14 protein-coding genes and 2 tRNA genes are annotated in these 18,035 nt (G+C 72.8%); 9 read left to right on the top strand and 7 right to left on the bottom strand.

Going from position 1 to position 18,035, the window contains the following annotated elements; genetic code table 11:
- Positions 1-89 precede the first annotated feature (89 nt).
- Together ACZ51S_RS15825 and ACZ51S_RS15820 are read right to left on the bottom strand one after the other, a co-directional pair.
- Positions 90-162 (bottom strand) — tRNA-Asn (locus ACZ51S_RS15825).
- A gap of 5 nt (positions 163-167) precedes the next feature.
- Positions 168-240: transfer RNA gene (locus ACZ51S_RS15820), tRNA-Asn, on the bottom strand.
- A 146-nt stretch (positions 241-386) separates the two neighbouring features.
- Between ACZ51S_RS15820 and ACZ51S_RS15815 the strand changes: the two genes are divergently transcribed.
- The 4 genes from ACZ51S_RS15815 (at position 387) to ACZ51S_RS15800 (ending at position 5,948) form a co-directional block, all read left to right on the top strand.
- A complete protein-coding gene (locus ACZ51S_RS15815) occupies positions 387-686 on the top strand; it encodes a YtxH domain-containing protein (RefSeq protein WP_468477852.1) in 300 nt (99 codons plus the stop codon).
- A gap of 40 nt (positions 687-726) precedes the next feature.
- On the top strand, positions 727-2,172 hold the full coding sequence (locus tag ACZ51S_RS15810; RefSeq protein ID WP_388939083.1) for an FGGY family carbohydrate kinase: 1,446 nt from the start codon (positions 727-729) through the stop codon (positions 2,170-2,172).
- A gap of 123 nt (positions 2,173-2,295) precedes the next feature.
- On the top strand, positions 2,296-4,029 hold the full coding sequence (locus tag ACZ51S_RS15805) for an ABC transporter ATP-binding protein (protein WP_468801981.1): 1,734 nt from the start codon (positions 2,296-2,298) through the stop codon (positions 4,027-4,029).
- Complete coding sequence (locus tag ACZ51S_RS15800; protein ID WP_468801982.1) at positions 4,026-5,948, top strand: ABC transporter ATP-binding protein; 1,923 nt, start codon at positions 4,026-4,028, stop codon at positions 5,946-5,948. Before ACZ51S_RS15805 ends, ACZ51S_RS15800 begins: the two co-directional genes overlap by 4 nt.
- A 67-nt stretch (positions 5,949-6,015) precedes the next feature.
- Here the strand turns inward: ACZ51S_RS15800 and ACZ51S_RS15795 are convergent, their stop codons facing one another.
- Together ACZ51S_RS15795 and ACZ51S_RS15790 are read right to left on the bottom strand one after the other, a co-directional pair.
- Positions 6,016-7,161 (bottom strand): RNA polymerase sigma factor, encoded by a 1,146-nt coding sequence (locus ACZ51S_RS15795; protein WP_468477849.1) that lies wholly within the window; start codon positions 7,159-7,161, stop codon positions 6,016-6,018.
- A 216-nt stretch (positions 7,162-7,377) separates the two neighbouring features.
- Positions 7,378-9,456 (bottom strand): molybdopterin oxidoreductase family protein, encoded by a 2,079-nt coding sequence (locus ACZ51S_RS15790; RefSeq protein ID WP_468884023.1) that lies wholly within the window; start codon positions 9,454-9,456, stop codon positions 7,378-7,380.
- Between the two features lie 164 nt (positions 9,457-9,620).
- On the opposite strand from ACZ51S_RS15790, the gene ACZ51S_RS15785 reads away from it, so the two are divergent.
- A complete protein-coding gene (locus ACZ51S_RS15785; protein ID WP_468477847.1) occupies positions 9,621-10,193 on the top strand; it encodes a Uma2 family endonuclease in 573 nt (190 codons plus the stop codon).
- A gap of 7 nt (positions 10,194-10,200) precedes the next feature.
- On the opposite strand, the gene ACZ51S_RS15780 is transcribed toward ACZ51S_RS15785, so the two are convergent.
- A complete protein-coding gene (locus tag ACZ51S_RS15780; protein ID WP_468801984.1) occupies positions 10,201-10,965 on the bottom strand; it encodes a glucose 1-dehydrogenase in 765 nt (254 codons plus the stop codon).
- 69 nt (positions 10,966-11,034) lie between these two features.
- Complete coding sequence (locus ACZ51S_RS15775; RefSeq protein WP_468477854.1) at positions 11,035-11,649, bottom strand: SanA/YdcF family protein; 615 nt, start codon at positions 11,647-11,649, stop codon at positions 11,035-11,037.
- 468 nt (positions 11,650-12,117) lie between these two features.
- Here ACZ51S_RS15775 and ACZ51S_RS15770 point away from each other — a divergent pair, with 468 nt between their 5' ends.
- The 4 genes from ACZ51S_RS15770 (at position 12,118) to dnaG (ending at position 17,522) form a co-directional block, all read left to right on the top strand.
- The gene (locus ACZ51S_RS15770; protein WP_468961039.1) at positions 12,118-12,831 is read left to right on the top strand and encodes a sirohydrochlorin chelatase; all 714 of its coding nucleotides are present in this window, start codon (positions 12,118-12,120) and stop codon (positions 12,829-12,831) included.
- Positions 12,832-12,906: 75 nt separating this feature from the next.
- Positions 12,907-14,220 (top strand): deoxyguanosinetriphosphate triphosphohydrolase, encoded by a 1,314-nt coding sequence (locus ACZ51S_RS15765; RefSeq protein WP_468477844.1) that lies wholly within the window; start codon positions 12,907-12,909, stop codon positions 14,218-14,220.
- A 94-nt stretch (positions 14,221-14,314) separates the two neighbouring features.
- On the top strand, positions 14,315-15,589 hold the full coding sequence (locus tag ACZ51S_RS15760; protein WP_388939066.1) for an NAD(P)/FAD-dependent oxidoreductase: 1,275 nt from the start codon (positions 14,315-14,317) through the stop codon (positions 15,587-15,589).
- 34 nt (positions 15,590-15,623) lie between these two features.
- Entirely contained in the window at positions 15,624-17,522 is a 1,899-nt protein-coding gene (gene dnaG, locus ACZ51S_RS15755; protein WP_468477842.1) for a DNA primase, read from the top strand.
- A 58-nt stretch (positions 17,523-17,580) separates the two neighbouring features.
- Here dnaG and ACZ51S_RS15750 read toward each other — a convergent pair whose 3' ends face one another.
- Positions 17,581-18,024 (bottom strand): gamma-glutamylcyclotransferase family protein, encoded by a 444-nt coding sequence (locus ACZ51S_RS15750; RefSeq protein ID WP_468801985.1) that lies wholly within the window; start codon positions 18,022-18,024, stop codon positions 17,581-17,583.
- Positions 18,025-18,035: the final 11 nt, after the last annotated feature.

Genomic DNA, 18,035 nt, shown 5'->3' with positions numbered 1-18,035 from the left:
CTCGTTCAGAGAGACCGCGCCGAAGGCTGCCCGGTTCCCCGAGGAGGGCAAAAAGAAAGAGGACCCTCCCGGGTCCTCTCCTCTTCCTGCTCCCCCGACTGGACTCGAACCAGTAACCTGCCGGTTAACAGCCGGCTGCTCTGCCAATTGAGCTACAGGGGACCGCGCTCCCCCGACTGGACTCGAACCAGTAACCTGCCGGTTAACAGCCGGCTGCTCTGCCAATTGAGCTACAGGGGATTGCTGCGGTGCACCGAACAGCCCACCTCCGGCCTTGCCGGGGGGCGAGCGCCCGTTGCGAGTCATAGATTAGCGCAAGCAGGGGGGTGCTCCGCCAATCGGTATCGCAGCAGGCCGGGCACCGAGACAAACGAAGGGTGACAGGCATGCGCTACAAGGTCACGTTCCTCTCCGGAGTGGCCCTCGGGTACGTGCTGGGCACGGCCGCGGGCCGGGAACGGTACGAGGAGATCAAGAAGTCCGCCCGGCGGATCGCGCAGAACCCGGCGGTCCGCAACGCCGCCGAGACCGCCGGGCAGACCGGACGGCAGTTCGCGGGCAAGGCGTTCGCCGTGGTCGGCGACAAGGTGGGCGACGCCGTGCCGGAGTCCGTGGCCAAGCGGGTGCGGTCGCTGCGGGACCGCGGACACGGCACCGAGGACGAGTGGGGCACGAGCAACACCTGAGGCGGCCGGGTCCGGCCCGGCGTGCGGCAGAATTCTCCGCATGGGGATAGTCGCCGGGCTGGACAGCTCTTCCACCTTCACTCGCATCGTCGTCTGTGACACGGATACGGGGGCCGTGCTGCGCCAGGGCTACGCGCCCCATCCACAGCCCACCGGCGAGACCGTCCCCCACGAGACCGACCCACAGGCCTGGCTGCTCTCCCTCGGCGAAGCCGCCGGGGGCGGGCTGCTGGAGGGCGTCCAGGCCATCGGCGTCTCCGCGCAGCAGCACGGCGTGCTGCCGCTGGACGCGCAGGGCGCGCTGGTCCGCCCCGCCCTGGTCGGCAACGACAAGCGCGGTCAGGTCGCCGCGGTCGACCTGGTCGAGGCGCTCGGCGGCAAAGCCGCCTGGGTCGCGGCCGTGGGCTCCGTCCCCCACGCCGCGCAGCCGATCACGAAGCTCGCCTGGCTGGCCCGTAACGAGCCGGAGGCCGCGCGCCGGATCGCGGTGGTGCTGTCCCCGCACGACTGGCTCGTCTGGCAGTTGCTCGGCCGGCCCGCGCGCCGCACCACCGACCGGGCCGGCGCCTCGGGCACCGGCTACTGGTCGGCGGCCACCGGCTCCTACCGCCCCGACCTGGTCGAGCTGGCGCTCGGGCACCAGGCGCTGCTGCCCGAGGTACTCGGCCCCGCCGACGCCGCCGGGATGACCCCCGAGGGGCTGCTGATCTCCGCCGGTACCGGGGAGACCACGGCCGCCGCGCTCGGACTGGGCATCGGGCCGGGGGACGCGGTGGTCTCGCTGGGGGCCTCCGGTTCCGTGATGGCCGTGCACCACGAGGCGCTGTCCGACCCGGGCGGTCTGATCACCTCCCTCGCCGACGCGGCCGGCATGCACCTGCCGGTGGTGAACACGTCCAACGCCGTACGGGCCCTGCGCGGCACCGCCGACATGCTGGGCACCGACCTGGAGGGGCTGAGCGCGCTCGCGCTGAAGTCGACCCCGGGTGCACACGGGCTCGTGCTCCTGCCCTACCTGGAGGGCGAGCGGACCCCGAACCTGCCGCACGCCGCCGGGACCCTGTCCGGGCTGCGCCGGGACTCGATGAAGCCCGAGCACCTCGCGCGGGCCGCCTTCGAGGGCATGCTGTGCGGGCTGGTCGACGCCCTCGACGTGCTGCGGCACCGGGGCGCCCAGATCCGCCGGGTGTTCCTGCTCGGCGCCGCCGCCGAGCTGCCCGCCGTACAGGCCGCCGCGCCGGGGCTGTTCGGGACGCAGGTGGTCGTACCCGCTCCGGCGGACTACGCGGCGCTGGGCGCGGCCCGTCAGGCGGCGTGGGCGCTGGGGGTGCGGCAGGGCACGCTGGCCCCGCACGTCCCGCCGCTGTGGCCGGCCCCGCCTGCCCAGGTGTTCGAGCCGGGCGAGGACTACCCGGCCTGGCAGGCCGTGCGCCAGCAGTACGTGACAACGCGGGAGCAGCTCCACCCGGGGGCGTTCGGGTTCTAGGGCGCGGGCCGCACGGTGGCCTACTCCTTTTGTCCCGGCTTTGCGAAAAGCGGTGGGGATCGGGCCACCGGTTGGCACAAGATGGAGTGAACCCCCCTCGATCTTGCCTACCGGAGCCTGCGCGTGCTCATACGACTGCTGCGGACCCATCTGGGTCCGTACAAGAAACCCATCGCCGCACTGGTCCTGCTGCAACTCCTGCAGACCAGTGCGAGCCTCTACCTGCCCACGCTCAACGCGGACATCATCGACGACGGTGTCGTCAACGGGGACACCGGCTACATCCTGCGCTTCGGCGCGCTGATGCTCGCGGTCTCCCTCGTCCAGCTCGTCTGCAACGCCGGGGCCGTCTACTACGGGGCCCGCACCGCGGCCGCTCTCGGCCGCGACGTCCGGGCCTCCGTCTTCGACCGGGTGCAGAGCTTCTCGGCGCGGGAGATGGGCCAGTTCGGCGCCCCGTCGCTGATCACCCGTACGACGAACGACGTCCAGCAGGTCCAGATGCTGGTCCTGATGACGTTCACCCTGATGGTCTCGGCGCCGATCATGTGCGTCGGCGGCATCGCCATGGCGCTCTCCCTCGACGTGAAGCTGTCGGCCGTCCTGCTCGCGGTGGTGCCCGTGCTGGGCGTCTCGGTCGGGGCGATCGTCTGGAAGACGCGGCCCCTGTTCCGCCAGATGCAGGACCGCCTCGACGTCGTCAACCGCGTGCTGCGGGAGCAGATCACCGGAAACCGCGTCATCCGCGCCTTCGTCCGCGACGGCTACGAAGAGGAGCGGTTCCGCAAGGCGAACACCGGGCTGACCGACGTCTCGCTGGCCTCCGGCAGGCTGCTCGCCCTGATGTTCCCCGTGGTCATCCTGGTCGTGAACATCTCCAGCGTCGCCGTCATCTGGTTCGGCGCGATGCGCGTGGACAGCGGCGGCATGGAGATCGGCCAGCTGACGGCCTTCCTCGCCTACCTGATGCAGATCGTGATGGCCGTCATGATGGCGACCTTCATGTTCATGATGGTGCCGCGCGCCGAGGTGTGCGCCGAGCGCATCCAGGAGGTCCTGGACACCGAGTCCAGCGTCGTCCCGCCCGCCGAGCCGGTGCGTACGCTCGCCCGGCGCGGGCGGCTGGAGCTGCGCGGCGCCGACTTCCGCTACCCGGGCGCCGAGGCCCCGGTGCTGCGGGGGGTGGACCTGGTGGCCCGCCCCGGCGAGACCACCGCGGTGATCGGCTCCACCGGCAGCGGCAAGTCCACGCTGCTGGGGCTGGTGCCCCGGCTGTTCGACGCGACCGGCGGCGAGGTGCTGGTCGACGGGGAGGACGTACGCCGGATCGAGCCGGAGCTGCTCGCCCGGACGGTCGGCATGGTCCCCCAGAAGCCGTACCTCTTCTCCGGGACCATCGCCTCCAACCTGCGCTACGGGCGCCCGGACGCGACCGACGAGGAGCTGTGGCGGGCCCTGGAGGTGGCGCAGGCCAAGGACTTCGTGTCCGAGCTGGAAGGGGGGCTGGAGGCGCCCGTCACCCAGGGCGGGACGAACGTCTCCGGCGGCCAGCGGCAGCGTCTGGCGATCGCCCGGACGCTCGTGCAGCGCCCCGAGATCTACCTCTTCGACGACTCCTTCTCGGCCCTGGACTACGCCACGGACGCGGCGCTGCGCGCGGCGCTCGCCCTGGAGACCGAGAACGCGACGGTGGTCATCGTCGCCCAGCGGGTCTCCACGATCCGCGACGCCGACCGGATCGTCGTCCTCGACGAGGGCCAGGTGGTGGGCGAGGGGCGCCACCACGAGCTGATGGCCGGCAACGAGACCTACCGGGAGATCGTGCTCTCCCAGCTGACGGAGGCGGAGGCCGCATGAGCGGGCCCGGAGGACGGATGATGACGGGGCCGGGCCAGCGGTCCATGGACTTCAAGGGGTCCGGCAAGCGACTGCTGGGCCAGCTCGCGCAGGACCGGGCCAAGCTGGGGGGCATGGTCGCGGCCGTGGTCGGCAGCGTCGGCTGCGCGGTGGTCGGGCCGAAGATCCTCGGGGAGGCCACCGACCTGGTGTTCTCGGGGATCGTCGGCCGGCAGATGCCGGACGGCCTGACCAAGCAGCAGGCGCTGGACGGGCTGCGCGACAAGGGCCAGGGCGGGATGGCGGACATGCTGTCCGGCACCGACTTCACCCCCGGGCGGGGCATCGACTTCGGTGCCGTCGGGGTCATGGCGCTCTGGGCGCTGGTGGTGTTCACCCTGGCGGGCCTGCTGATGCTGGTCGCCACGCGGCTGTCGAACCACGTGATGAACGGCACCGTGTACCGGATGCGCGAGGAGCTCCAGGCGAAGCTGTCGCGGCTGCCGCTGTCGTACTTCGACCAGCAGAAGCGCGGCGAGGTGCTGAGCCGGGCGACGAACGACATCGACAACATCGGCCAGACCCTCCAGCAGACGATGGGCCAGCTGATGAACTCGCTGCTCACGATCGTCGGCGTGCTGGTGATGATGTTCTGGATCTCGCCGCTGCTGGCGCTGGTCGCGCTGGTGACCGTACCGCTGTCGGTGGTGGTCGCGGCGAAGATCGGCAAGAAGTCGCAGCCGCAGTTCGTGGCGCAGTGGAAGAGCACGGGCGCGCTGAACGCCCACATCGAGGAGATGTACTCCGGTCACGCGCTGGTGAAGGTCTTCGGGCGGCAGAAGGAGTCGGCGGCGGTCTTCGCCGAGCAGAACGAGGAGCTGTACCGGGCCTCCTTCAAGGCACAGCTGGTCAGCGGCATCATGCAGCCGGCGATGTTCTTCATCTCGAACGTCAACTACGTGCTGGTCGCGGTCGTCGGCGGTCTGCGGGTGGCCTCGGGCAGCCTGTCGATCGGTGACGTGCAGGCCTTCATCCAGTACTCGCGCCAGTTCTCGATGCCTCTGTCGCAGGTGGCGTCCATGGCGAACCTCGTGCAGTCGGGCGTCGCCTCGGCGGAGCGGGTCTACGAGCTGCTGGACGCGCCGGAGCAGGAGCCGGACGTCGAGGTTCCGGAGCGTCCGGAGAAACTGCGCGGCCAGGTCACCCTCGACAAGGTGGCCTTCCGCTACGAGCCGGACAAGCCGCTCATCGAGAACCTCTCGCTGTCGGTGGAGCCGGGCCAGACGGTCGCCATCGTCGGCCCGACGGGCGCCGGCAAGACGACGCTGGTCAACCTGCTGATGCGGTTCTACGAGGTCACGGGCGGGGAGATCGCCCTGGACGGGGTGGACATCGCGAAGATGACCCGCGAGGAGCTGCGCGCCGGGATCGGCATGGTGCTCCAGGACACCTGGCTGTTCGGCGGCACGATCGCGGAGAACATCGCCTACGGCGCCTCGCGCGAGGTAACGCGCGCCGAGATCGAGGAGGCCGCGCGGGCGGCGCACGCGGACCGCTTCGTCCGCACCCTGCCGGACGGTTACGACACGGTGCTGGACGACGAGGGCGCGGGGGTCAGCGCGGGTGAGAAGCAGCTGATCACCATCGCGCGGGCGTTCCTGTCGGACCCGGTGATCCTGGTGCTCGACGAGGCGACGAGCTCGGTGGACACCCGTACGGAGGTGCTGATCCAGAAGGCGATGGCGCGGCTGGCGCACGGCCGTACGTCCTTCGTGATCGCGCACCGGCTGTCCACGATCCGCGACGCCGACGTGATCCTGGTGATGGAGAGCGGCTCGATCGTGGAGCAGGGTACGCACGAGGAGCTGCTGGCGGCGGACGGCGCGTACGCGCGGCTGTACGCGGCGCAGTTCGCGCAGGCGGTGGCCGAGGTCGACTGACCGGCAGCGTGGACCGCGGCTCCGGCCGTGCGGGTGGGGGCGTCCTTCGCGGCGCCCCCTTCGCGTTTCAGTCGAGGTAACCGCGCAGCTGGTCGGCGAAGGCGTGGTCGCGCAGCTTGTTGAGGGTCTTGGACTCGATCTGGCGGATGCGTTCGCGGGTCACGCCGAAGATGCGGCCGATCTCCTCCAGGGTGCGGGGCCGGCCGTCGGCGAGCCCGTACCGGAGCTGGACCACCTTGCGCTCGCGTTCGCCGAGGGTGGAGAGCACGGCTTCGAGGTGCTCGCGCAGCAGGAAGAACGCGGCGGATTCCATCGGGGAGGTGGCGTCGCCGTCCTCGATCAGGTCGCCGAGGGCGACGTCGTCCTCCTCGCCGACCGGGGCGTGCAGGGAGACGGGCTCCTGGGCGAGGCGGAGGACCTCCAGGACCCGCTCGGGCGTCAGTTCCAGGTGGACGGCTACTTCTTCGGCGGTGGGTTCGTAGCCGCGTTCCTGGAGCATGCGGCGCTGGACGCGGACGACGCGGTTGATGAGCTCGACGACGTGGACGGGGACGCGGATGGTGCGGGCCTGGTCGGCGAGGGCCCGTGACATCGCCTGCCGGATCCACCAGGTGGCGTACGTGGAGAACTTGTAGCCGCGGGCGTAGTCGAACTTCTCGACGGCCCTGATGAGTCCGAGGTTGCCCTCCTGGACCAGGTCGAGCATGGTCAGTCCGCGTCCGACGTAGCGCTTGGCCACGGAGACGACGAGCCGCAGGTTCGACTCGATGAGGCGGCGTTTGGCCATGCGGCCCATGACGACGAGTTTGTCGAGGTCGACGGCGAGCTGGGAGTCGAGGTCGGCGGCGCCGGCGAGTTTCTCCTCGGCGAAGAGGCCCGCTTCCACCCGCCGGGCGAGTTCGACCTCTTCGGCGGCGGTGAGCAGCGGGATCCTGCCTATCTCGCGCAGGTACTGGCGGAAGAGGTCCGCGGAGGGCCCGGCCCCGGTGCCGCCGTCCCGGCCGCGCGAGCGCTGCGGGGGCACCGGTGCGATGAGTTCGAGGACCTCGGGCTCCTCTTCCCCGGCGTCTTCCACGGTTTCGGCCTCCGGATCCGGATCGGAGGCGTCGTCCGCGGGGCGGCTCGCGTTCACGGTCAGGGTCTGGGTCTGCACGGGGGCGACCTCCAGGGCTCCGAGGACGGTGGCACCGCACCTCAGTGTGGGGTACGGCACATCGCTGCCACGAGGGGCGTGCGGGCACTTTCTGAGCCCGCCGCGTGACGGATGGTTACCCCCTGGCGGGAACCCCGATGCGGACCGGACGCATGTCCGAGCCGGCGGCCGCGTCGGGCCGCCGTCGGGCCCGTCGTGGAGCCGCCGTCGGGCCGTCGTCGGGCCGTCCGGAAGAGGACGGCCGTCATCCGCGGCCGTACGGCGTCCGGGGCGGGGCTACGCGGGCTCCACCCGGACCGCGCAGACCTTGAACTCCGGCATGCGCGAGACGGGGTCCAGGGCCGGGTTGGTGAGGGTGTTGGCACGGCCCTCGCCGGGCCAGTGGAACGGCATGAACACGGTGTCCGCGCGGACGGCGTCCGTGACGCGGGCCGGGGCGACGGCCCGGCCGCGGCGGGAGGTCACCGCGAGCGGGGCGCCGTCGGTCACGCCGAGGCGGGCCGCGAGGCGCGGGTGGAGCTCCACGAAGGGGCCGGGTGCGGCGGCGTTGAGTTCGGGCACGCGGCGGGTCTGCGCCCCGGACTGGTACTGGGCGACGACCCGGCCGGTGGTGAGCAGCAGCGGGTACTCGGCGTCGGGGACCTCGGCGGCGTCGCGGTGCGAGACGGCCGTGAAGCGGGCCCGGCCGTCGTCGGTGGCGAAGCGGTCCAGGAAGAGCCGTGGCTGTCCCGGGGAGCCTTCGGGGCAGGGCCAGAAGACGCCCTGCTCGGCTTCGATGCGGGCGTAGGAGATGCCCGAGTAGTCGGCGGGGCCGCCTTCGGAGGCGCGGCGCAGTTCGCCGAAGACCTCCTCGGGGTCGGTGGGGAAGCCCTTCTCCACGCCGAGGCGTGCGGCGAGCCCGTGCAGGACCTCCAGGTCGCTGCGGACCCCGGGCGGCGGGGTCAGGGCGCGGCGGCGCAGCAGGACGCGGCCTTCCAGGTTGGTGGTCGTACCGGTCTCCTCCGCCCACTGGGTGACGGGCAGGACCACGTCCGCGAGCGCGGCAGTCTCGGAGAGGACGACGTCGGCAACGGCGAGGAAGTCCAGGGAGCGGATGCGTTCCTCGACGTGGGCGGCCCGGGGGGCGGAGACCACCGGGTTGGACCCCATGAGGAGGAGGGCCTTGACGTCGCCGCCGAGGGCGTCGAGGAGTTCGTACGCGCTGCGGCCGGGGCCGGGCAGGCTCTGCGGGTCGACGCCCCAGACGCGGGCCACGTGTGCGCGGGCCGCCGGGTCGGTGAGCTTGCGGTAGCCGGGGAGCTGGTCGGCCTTCTGGCCGTGCTCGCGGCCGCCCTGGCCGTTGCCCTGGCCGGTGAGGCAGCCGTAGCCGGAGTACGGGCGGCCGGCGCGGCCGGTGGCGAGGCAGAGGTTGATCCAGGCGCCGACGGTGTCGGTGCCCTTGGACTGCTGCTCCGGTCCGCGGGCGGTGAGGACCATGGCGGAGGAGGGCGCGCAGAACAGCTCGACGGCGCGGCGCAGTTCCGGCACGGGGATGCCGGTGATGCGCTCGACCAGTTCGGGCCAGTGGGCCATGGCGGCGGCCCGGGCGGCCTCCCATCCGGTGGTGCGGCCGGCGATGAACTCCTCGTCGGTGCGGCCCTCGGCGACCACGAGGTGCAGCAGCCCGAGGGCGAGGGCGAGGTCGGTGCCGGGGCGGGGCGCGAGGTGCAGGTCGGCCTGCTCGGCGGTGCGGGTGCGGCGGGGGTCGACGACGATCAGGGTGCCGCCGTTGGCCTTGAGCTCGGTGAGGTAGCGCAGGGCGGGCGGCATGGTCTCGGCCAGGTTGGAGCCGACGAGGATGACGCAGCCGGTGCGCGGGACGTCCTCCAGCGGGAAGGGCAGTCCGCGGTCGAGGCCGAAGGCCCGCTGGTGCGCGGCGGCGGCCGAGGACATGCAGAAGCGGCCGTTGTAGTCGATCTGGGAGGTGCCGAGGGCGACGCGGGCGAACTTGCCGAGGGCGTAGGCCTTCTCGTTGGTCAGGCCGCCGCCGCCGAAGACGCCGACGGCGTCCGGGCCGTGGGCGCGGCGCGTGCGGGCGAGGCCCCCGGCGACGGCGTCGAGCGCCTCCTCCCAGGTGGCCGGGACGAGCGGGCCGCCGGCGTGGGTGCGGATGAGCGGCTCGGTCAGGCGCACCCGGGAGGAGAGCACGGCGGGGGCGGTGCGGCCCTTGCCGCACAGCGCGCCCCGGTTGACGGGGAAGTCGGTGCGCTCCTCGACCGTCACCGTGTCGCCGCCGGGGGCGGGGCGCAGGTTCATGCCGCACTGCAGGGCGCAGTAGGGGCAGTGGGTGGCGGTGGCTTCCGGGGAGCTGTGCATACGGTCCAGGGTGCGGGCGGGGTGTTACGCGGGGGCCTCACCTCGCGTTACACGTGGGGTACGCCGGTCTCCCGGTGCCCGGCCCCGCACGGTGAGCCGCACCCGATGAGGCCCGTCGGCGGCCGGGCGTGGCTAGGCTGGCGGGGCCAGGACTGGAGGACACCATGACCGCCACGCTTCCCGAGTGGCTCTACCCGCCGCGCCCCAGCGGCTGGGAGGCCGACGACCTCGACCGCATCCCGAACCTGCCCCGCCGCACCGAACTGATCGACGGAGCACTGATCTTCATGGTGTCGCCCCAGCGGGCCTGGCACGACCGTGTCGTCCGCCGTCTGACCGCCGCATTGGAGGACCAGGCATCAGAGGAGAGCACGGTCGCGGCGCAGATGACCGTGCGCCTGAGCGTGAAGAGCCGCCCCGAGCCCGATGTCATCGCAGCGACCGTCACCTACGACCCGGACCGGACCTGCTTCCTGCCGGAGGACGTCGCGCTGGTCGTCGAGGTGGTCTCCGACGAGTCGCAGGAGCGGGATCGGGAGACGAAGCCCTTCAAGTACGCCCGGGCCGGGATCCGGCACTTCTGGCGCATCGAGGAGGAACACGGCCTCCCGGTGGTGCACGCCTACGAGCTTGACGACACGACCCGCACCTACGTCCCCACCGGTATCCACCGGGAGCACCTCAAGACGAGCGTGCCCTTCGGCATCGACATCGATCTTGCACGCCTCGCGCGGTGAGACCGGCCTACTGTCCGGTCAGGTACCTCACCGTCAGGCCGGCCGTCCAGCCGCCGTCCACGGCGAGCTCGGCGCCCGTCACGTAGCCGGCGGCGTCGGAGAGGAGGAAGGCGACGGCGGCCGCGATCTCCTCCGGGACGCCGACGCGGCCCAGTGGGGCCCCGGGGTAGTTGCCCTCGCCGGCCCGGATGCCGACGGGGGCGGTCATCGGGGTCAGCGTCATGCCGGGGTGGACGGAGTTGACGCGGATCCTCGCCTCGGCGAGCTCGACGGCACCGATCTTCGACAGCCCCCGCACCCCCCACTTGGAGGCCCCGTACCCGGCGGTGAGGGCGAGTCCCGTGAGGCCGGCCGCGGAGGAGATGTTGACGATGGAGCCGCCGCCGTTCGCCCGCATCAGGGGTATCGCGGTCTTGATCCCGATGAACACACCGACCAGGTTGACCTCGACGACCTGGCGGAAGTGCTCGACGCTCTCGTGTTCCAGGAACTGGCCGGTGGGGATGCCGGCGTTGTTCACCAGTCCGTCGATCCGGCCGAACTCGGCGGCCGCGTACTCCAGCGCCGCCCGCCAGTCGGTCTCGCTCGTCACGTCGTGCCGCAGGAAGCGGGCCGCGTCGCCGAGCCTGGCGGCGGTCTCGGCGCCCTCGTCCTCCAGCAGGTCGGTGATCAGCACCCGGCCGCCCCCGTCGACGACCGCCTGCGCGGCCGCCGCGCCCAGGCCCCGGGCCCCACCCGTGATGACGACGGCCTTGCCGCTCAGATCGACCACAGCCCCCACGCTCCACCCCCACCGCGGATACTCCGCATATGACTAATAGGCATACGCCGATCCGCGGTGTCAGTCTGCCAGAGCTGCCAGGACCCGCGACACCCCCTCCTCCTTCGGGCCGAGGAACCTCGGCTGTGGCTGGAAGGCCGCGTCGAGGGCCGCCTTGCCGGCCGCGAAGACCTCGCGGGCACCGCCGTAGTACCAGGTGGAGTCGTGCTCGTCGTCGACGCCGACACCGTAGGACTCCACCCCCGCCGCCTGGCACAGCGCCACCGCGCGGTGTATGTGGAAGTGCTGGCTGACCAGCACCGCGCGGCGCACCCCGAATATCTCCCGGACCCGCACGCAGGAGTCCCAGGTGTCGAATCCGGCGTAGTCGCTGACGATCCGGTCGTCCGGTATCCCGTGGCCCCTGAGGTAGGCGCGCATGGCGCCCGGCTCGTCGTACTCGGTGCGGCTGTTGTCCCCGGTCACCAGGACCACCTTCACCTTGCCCGCGCGGTAGAGCTCCGCCGCCGCGTCGAGCCGGTACGCCAGGTACGGGGTCGGCCGGCCCTTCCACAGGCCCGCCCCGAAGACCACCGCCACCCCGGCGTCGGGCGCGTCGGCGGTGGTCCGCAGCCGGTCGGCGGCCGCGGCGCGCGTCCACGTCGAGGGCAGCAGCGCCAGCACGCACAGCGCCATGACCGTCTGCACGGCCCTCCGGCGCACCCGCACCGTCCGCAGCGCGCCTGCGCGCGACCGCACGGCCCGCCACCGCACGGCCCACTCCCGCACGGCCCACCACCGCCCGACCCGCTCCCGCTCGTCCATGACCGTCCCCCCTCATCCCGCACGCCTTTCGCACGGATTGACGAACCGGCCCCGCCCCCAGTTCCACCCGCCCCGCCTTTCACTCGTACGAATGACCGAGTGAGCCGCAGGAAAACACCCGTCACCCCCGCGCAACGCCCACGCAATCTGGACCCCGCAGGATCGGTTCATGACGGAGCCGGTGCACCCTCCCGCCACCCAGCCCCTCCCCTCCTCCGCCCTCCCGCCCTCCCTCCCCTTCGGCAGCGCGGCCGAGCTGCTGACCCGGATCACCGATCAGCTCGGCACCCAGCTCAGCGGCCTGCGCCCGCCCCGCGCCCGGCACCACGGAGTCCTCCCATGCACCCCACCCTCGTCGCCGTGGCCCACGGCAGCCGCGATCCGCGCGCCCCGCTCACCGTCCTCGCCCTGCTCGAGCGGGTCCGCGAGCTCCGCCCCGCCCTCGACGTCCGCCTCGGGCACATCGAGCTGAACCGGCCGCTGCTGTCCGACACCCTCCGGGACACCACCGGCTCGGCCGTCCTCGTACCGCTGCTGCTCGGACGCGGGACCCACGTCAAGCGGGACCTCCCCGCCGCCGCGGCCCGGGCCGGGCACCTGCGGATCCGGACCGCCGCCCCCCTCGGCCCCCACCCCCTGCTCGTCGAGGCCCTGTTCGAGCGGCTCCTGGAGGCCGGCTGGACTCCGGGCACGGCCGTCGTACTGGCCTCGGCCGGGTCCCTCGACCCGGACTCCGCCGCCGACACCCGGCGCAGCGCCGACCTGCTCTCCGAACGGCTCGGCGGGGTGCCCGTGGTCCCTGCGTACGCCTCCGCGGCCGCCCCGAGCGTGGCGGACGCCGTCCGGGCGCTGACCGCCCGGGGGCACCACCGGACCGCGGTGGCCTCGTACTTCGCCGCCCCGGGCCGGTTCGCCTCGGCGAGCGCCGCCGCCGCCACCGGTCCGGCGGCCGCCCCGCTCGGCGCGCACCCGGCCCTGGCCCGGCTGGTGCTGCACCGCTACGACGAGGCGCTGGCCCGGAGCGCCGGGCAACGGGAACTGGCCACCGCCTGACGGCCGCATCGCTCGGATCGCTCCGGATCGCTCCGGATCGCTCCGATTGTCGGTGGCTCCGGTTAACGTCTGAGCATGGAAGGCACGTCGCACGCTCCCGCCTACGAGTCCTACGATCCGGCCGCCACCGAGCGCTGGGCCCCCGAGCCCGACAAACGGCCCGGCCGCACCGCCTTCCAGCGCGACCGCGCCCGGGTGCTGCACTCGGCCGCGCTGCGCCGCCTCGCCGGGAAGACCCAGGTCGTCACCCCGGGCACCCGTTCGTTCGACTGGGACGCCAGTCCCCGCACCCGGCTGACGCACTCCCTGGAGTGCGCGCAGGTCGGCCGGGAGCTCGGCGCGGCCCTCGGCTGCGACCCGGACCTGGTCGAAGCGGCCTGCCTCTCCCACGACATGGGCCATCCGCCGTTCGGGCACAACGGCGAGGAGGCGCTCAACGAGTTCGCCAAGGACTGCGGCGGCTTCGAGGGCAACGCCCAGTCCCTGCGCCTGCTGACCCGGCTGGAGCCCAAACGGTTCGTCACCGGCCCGGACGGCGAGCTGGCCAGCGTCGGCCTGAACCTGACCCGCGCCTGCCTGGACGCCGCCACCAAGTACCCCTGGGCGCGCGGGGACCACCCCACCGACCCCGCCTCGGTGAAGTTCGGGGCGTACGAGGACGACCTGCCGGTCTTCGAGTGGCTGCGGCGCGGCGCGCCCGCCGACCGCAAGTGCTTCGAGGCCCAGGTGATGGACTGGGCGGACGACGTCGCGTATTCCGTGCACGACTTCGAGGACGGGCTGCACGCCGGCCACCTCGATCCCAACCTCCTCTTCGCCGAGCCGGAGCGGACCGCCATCTGGCGGGTCGCGATCGGCCGGTACGTGCCCGCCGACACCTCCCCGGAGGAGCTGCGCGAGGCACTGGACCGGCTGATGGAGGAGGAGTGGTGGCCGCACGGCTATGACGGTTCGGCGGTGGCTCAGGCCCGTCTGAAGGACGCCACCAGCCAGCTGATCGGCCGTTTCTGCCTGGCCGCCGAGGGCGCCACGCGCGAGGCGTACGGCGCCGGGCGGCTCACCCGGTACGCGGCCGAGCTGGTCGTGCCGCGCGAGGCGCGCAACGAGTGCGCGGTCCTCAAGGCGGTCGCCGACCTGTACGTGATGCAGCGCGACGAGCAGGAGCGGCTGCGGGCCGACCAGCGCATCGTCCTGGCCGAACTCGCCGAGGCGCTCAGCGCCCGCGCGCCGGAGGGCCTGGACCCCCAGTTCCGGGCGATCTTCGACGCGGCGCCGGACGACAGGGCCCGCAAACGGGCGGTCATCGACCAGATCGCCTGCCTGACCGACGCCTCCGCCCGCTCCCTGCACGCGCGCCTCACCCGACGCGGGCGGCGCGCCGAAGGGTGAGCCGATCGGGCCACTCCCCCTTCACGCGGCAGGCTGGGTGCGGGACGCTCGCAAGGTGGCCGCACGTGGCCGATGGGTTATGAGGAGGCATCAGGTGGTCGACGCACACCAGACGTTCATCATCGTTGGCGCAGGGCTGGCCGGGGCCAAGGCCGCCGAAACGCTGAGGGCGGAGGGGTTCACGGGCCGGGTGATCCTGATCGGCGACGAGCGTGACCATCCGTACGAACGGCCCCCGCTGTCCAAGGGCTACCTGCTGGGCAAGGAGGAGCGCGACAGCGTCTTCGTGCACAAGCCGTCCTGGTACGCGGGCGCGGACGTCGAGCTGCACCTGGGCCAGCCCGCGGTGCACCTGGACCGGGACGCCAAGACGGTGCGCCTGGGCGACGGCACCCTGCTGCACTACGACAAGCTGCTGCTGGCCACCGGCGCCGAGCCGCGCCGCCTGGACATCCCCGGGACCGGTCTGGCCGGGGTGCACCACCTGCGCCGGCTCGCCCACGCCGATCTGCTGCGCAAGGCGCTGGCCTCCCTGGGCCGGGACAACGGCCACCTGCTGATCGCCGGGGCGGGCTGGATCGGCCTGGAGGTGGCGGCGGCCGCCCGCGGCTACGGGGCGGAGGTGACCGTGATCGAGCCGCTGCCCACCCCGCTGCACGCGGTGCTCGGCCCGGAGATCGGCCGGCTCTTCACCGACCTGCACGCCGAGCACGGGGTCCGCTTCCACTTCGGCGCGCGGCTGACGGAGATCGTCGGCCAGGACGGCATGGTGATGGCCGCCCGCACGGACGACGGCGAGGAGCACCCGGCGCACGCGGTGCTCGCCGCGATCGGGGCGGCGCCGCGCACCGCGCTCGCCGAGACCTCGGGGCTGGCCCTGGTGGACCGGGAGCACGGCGGCGGCATCGCCGTGGACGCCTCGCTGCGGACCTCCGACCCGGACGTGTTCGCCGTCGGGGACGTGGCCGCCGCCCACCATCCGGCGCTGGGCACCCGGCTGCGGGTCGAGCACTGGGCGAACGCCCTCAACGGCGGCCCGGCCGCCGCGCGGGCGATGCTGGGGCAGGAGGTCTCGTACGAGCGGGTGCCGTACTTCTTCTCCGACCAGTACGACGTCGGTCTGGAGTACTCCGGGTACGCCCCGGTGGGCGGCTACGACGAGGTGCTGGTGCGCGGGGACGCGGGCAAGCGGGAGTTCGTCGCGTTCTGGCTCTCGGACGGCCGGGTGCTGGCCGGGATGAACGTGAACGTGTGGGACGTCGTCGAGCCCATCCAGGCCCTGATCAGGTCGAAGGCGCCGGTGGACCGCGAAAAACTGGCGGACCCTTCTGTTCCGCTTGAGTCCCTGGTGCCGGCGGAGGGGGCCTGACGGGTTTGCCGGCGCCCGGCCGTAGAATTCACGGGTGGCAGGACGGATCAACGACGACGACGTGAAGGCGGTACGGGACGCGGTCCCGATCGACGCCGTGGTCTCCGAGTACCTCCAGCTGCGCAACGCCGGCGGCGGCAACCTCAAAGGGCTGTGCCCCTTCCACGACGAGAAGTCCCCGTCCTTCCAGGTCAGCCCCAGCAAGGGCTTCTATCACTGCTTCGGCTGCCAGGCGGGCGGGGACACCCTCGACTTCATCATGAAGATCGACCACCTCTCCTTCTCGGAGGCGGTCGAGCGCCTGGCCGGCCAGGCCGGCATCACCCTGCGGTACGAGGAGGGCGGCTACACCGCCGGCACCAGCGGCCGCGGCGAGCGGATCCGCCTGGTCGAGGCGCACAAGGCCGCCGCCGTCTTCTACGCGGAGCAGCTCGGCGGCGCCGAGGCGGAGATCGCCCGCCGGTTCCTGGCCGAACGGGGCTTCGACCAGGCGGCGGCCGAACACTTCGGCGTGGGCTACAGCCCGGCCGGCTGGGACCACCTGACCCGGTACCTGCGCGGCAAGGGCTTCACCGACAAGGAACTGATCCTCTCCGGGCTGGCCCAGGACAGCCGCAGCGGCAAGCCCATCGACCGCTTCCGGGGCCGGCTGATGTGGCCGATCCGGGACATCAGCGGCGAGGTGGTCGGCTTCGGCGCGCGCAAGCTGCGCGAGGACGACAACGGGCCCAAGTACCTGAACACCCCCGAGACGGCGATCTACAAGAAGTCCCAGGTGCTGTACGGCATCGACCTGGCGAAGAAGGAGATCGCGAAGACCTCGCGAGCCGTGGTCGTCGAGGGCTACACCGACGTCATGGCCTGTCACCTGGCCGGGGTCACCACCGCCATCGCCACCTGTGGCACGGCCTTCGGCGGGGACCACATCAAGATCCTGCGCCGGCTGCTGATGGACAACGCGACCGCCGAGGTGATCTTCACCTTCGACGGTGACGCGGCCGGGCAGAAGGCGGCGCTGCGGGCCTTCGAGGACGACCAGAAGTTCGCCGCGGAGACCTCCATCACCATCGCCCCCGACGGCATGGACCCCTGTGACCTGCGTCTCGCGCACGGCGACGCGGCGGTGGCCGGGCTCGTGGACTCGCGCACCCCGCTGTTCGAGTTCGCCCTGCGGCACATCGTGGGCCGCCACAACCTGGAGAACCCGGCGGGGCGGGCGGCCGCACTGGCCGAGGCCGCGCCGGTCGTCGCGAGCATCAAGGACCTCTCGATCCAGCACGAGTCGGCGGTCCAGCTGGCCGGGATGCTGGGCATCCTCGACGAGCAGTTCGTCGTCAAGCGGGTGGCGCAGCTGGCGCGCTGGGCCCGCGAACGCGGCGGCCAGCCGCAGCAGCAGGGCCGGGGCCGTCCCCAGGAACCGGCTCCCGCGCCGCCGCCGGCCGGCGCCGGCGGACCGGCGCTGAACCTGCGCAGCCCCGCCCACCGCACCGAGCGGGAGCTCCTCAAACTGGCGCTCCAGCGGCCGGCCCTGGTCTCGCCCGCCTTCGACGCGTACGGGATCGACGAGTTCACCGCCCCGCCGTACGCGGCCGTCCGCCAGGCCATCCAGGACGCCGGCGGGGCCGCGCAGGCCACCGACGACTATCTGGCCCGGGTCCGTGACGCGGCTCCTAACGACACCGTCCGCGCGATGGTCACGGAGCTGGCGGTGGAGGCCATCCACGCCAAGACGGTGGACGAGGTCTACGCCGGCGTCCAGCTGGTCCAGGTCCGCCTGCGCGCGGTGGACCGGCGGGTCCTGGAGATCCAGGGCGCCCTGACCCGGCTGAGCCCGCAGGCCCCGCCGGAGCAGCACGCGGCGATCCAGCAGGAGCTGTGGGTGCTCCAGCAGTACGGCCAGCGCCTGCGCAACCGCGGCGCCGAAGGGCTGTAGCGGCCGCGCCCCGGCCGAAACCCCGCGGCCGCCCCGCGGACACGCCCCGCGGATGCGCCTAGCGCAGGAGCCAGTCCCCGCCGGGGATCTCGGTGCCCGACTCCGCGAGGCGGCGGGCCAGCGGGGGTGCCGCCAGGTAGACCCAGACCCGGACCCGGCTGCCGTCGGGGCGGACGGCCTCGCGGGCGACCCGGTCGTAGACGTTCCCGTGGTGTCCCGGACCGGCGTACTCCTCCAGCAGGTCCAGTGCGGCCAGCAGTTCCGCGTACGCCCCCGGCGCGGCCGTGATCAGCTCGCCGGCCACGGCGGAGCCGGGGCGGTCGACGGCGTACGGGTAGCCGGGCCCTTCGTACAGCGCCGCGTCCGGCAGCCGGGCGGGCTCCTCGGCCGCCGTCCGGCCCCGCAGGAACAGGTCGTGGTTGGACTCCCCAGGCCGCAGCGTCCCGTACACGAAGAACGGCAGCACGCCGGACGCGGATCCCGGCCGGTCGACCGATGCCACAGGGCCCTCCC

The sequence above is a fragment of the Streptomyces sp. NPDC034043 genome (assembly GCF_055575675.1).
Note: the sequence above shows the minus strand (reverse complement) of the source record. Positions and strands in the feature narration are given on the sequence as shown.

Bases quoted from the DNA above. Each gene is read 5' to 3' on its own strand.
- ACZ51S_RS15775 (WP_468477854.1), bottom strand. From the start codon at position 11,649: ATGGCGCTGTGCGTGCTGGCGCTGCTGCCCTCGACGTGGACGCGCGCC.
- ACZ51S_RS15810 (WP_388939083.1), top strand. From the start codon at position 727: ATGGGGATAGTCGCCGGGCTGGACAGCTCTTCCACCTTCACTCGCATC.
- ACZ51S_RS15800 (WP_468801982.1), top strand. From the start codon at position 4,026: ATGAGCGGGCCCGGAGGACGGATGATGACGGGGCCGGGCCAGCGGTCC.
- ACZ51S_RS15770 (WP_468961039.1), top strand. From the start codon at position 12,118: ATGCACCCCACCCTCGTCGCCGTGGCCCACGGCAGCCGCGATCCGCGC.
- ACZ51S_RS15785 (WP_468477847.1), top strand. From the start codon at position 9,621: ATGACCGCCACGCTTCCCGAGTGGCTCTACCCGCCGCGCCCCAGCGGC.
- ACZ51S_RS15790 (WP_468884023.1), bottom strand. From the start codon at position 9,456: ATGCACAGCTCCCCGGAAGCCACCGCCACCCACTGCCCCTACTGCGCC.
- ACZ51S_RS15815 (WP_468477852.1), top strand. From the start codon at position 387: ATGCGCTACAAGGTCACGTTCCTCTCCGGAGTGGCCCTCGGGTACGTG.
- ACZ51S_RS15765 (WP_468477844.1), top strand. From the start codon at position 12,907: ATGGAAGGCACGTCGCACGCTCCCGCCTACGAGTCCTACGATCCGGCC.